The sequence below is a fragment of the Streptomyces doebereineriae genome (assembly GCF_031845645.1).
Classification (GTDB): domain Bacteria; phylum Actinomycetota; class Actinomycetes; order Streptomycetales; family Streptomycetaceae; genus Streptomyces; species Streptomyces canus.
On sequence record NZ_JAVREZ010000245.1, the window covers coordinates 1 to 463 of the forward strand.

At 72.6% G+C, this 463-nt stretch carries 1 protein-coding gene; it reads left to right on the forward strand.

Translation table 11 applies throughout. The features are described 5' to 3' along the window. Nucleotides 1-291, forward strand: a 291-nt coding sequence (locus RNB18_RS51690) for a DUF6357 family protein (RefSeq protein WP_311721019.1), incomplete at its 5' end; no start/stop codon positions are given. Nucleotides 292-463: the final 172 nt, after the last annotated feature.

Below are 463 nucleotides of genomic sequence, written 5' to 3' on the forward strand. Positions count from 1 at the left end.
GCCGGGGACAACGAGGTGTTCACCATCGAGGACGAGGAGATGGGCGAGGGCGTCCAGCTCCACTTCTACGCGGACTCCATCGCCCGGGTCACGACGGTACGCAAGGGCGAGGCCGGGTCGGACCCGGAGTACCGGGTCGAGTACAGCCTGGTCGACGGGATGGACGGGTACCGGAAGCTGGTGAGCGCCTTCGTCAGCGGCGGCTGCGCCGCACTCGGACCGTACGGCTCCTGGATTCCGGATGCCGCCGACTTCGAGCGCGCGCGTCGGCGGCGGCGCGCCGCGGGGTAGGGGCGGTCCGGCCTCTCACCGCCTCCGCCCCCGGCTCCGCCCGTACTCACCCCCGGTACGTCTCCAGCAGCCGCAGCCACACCTCGCTGATCGTCGGGTACGCCGGAACCGCGTGCCACAGCCGGTCGATGGGCACCTCCCCCGCCACCGCGACCGTCGCGGAGTGCAGGAG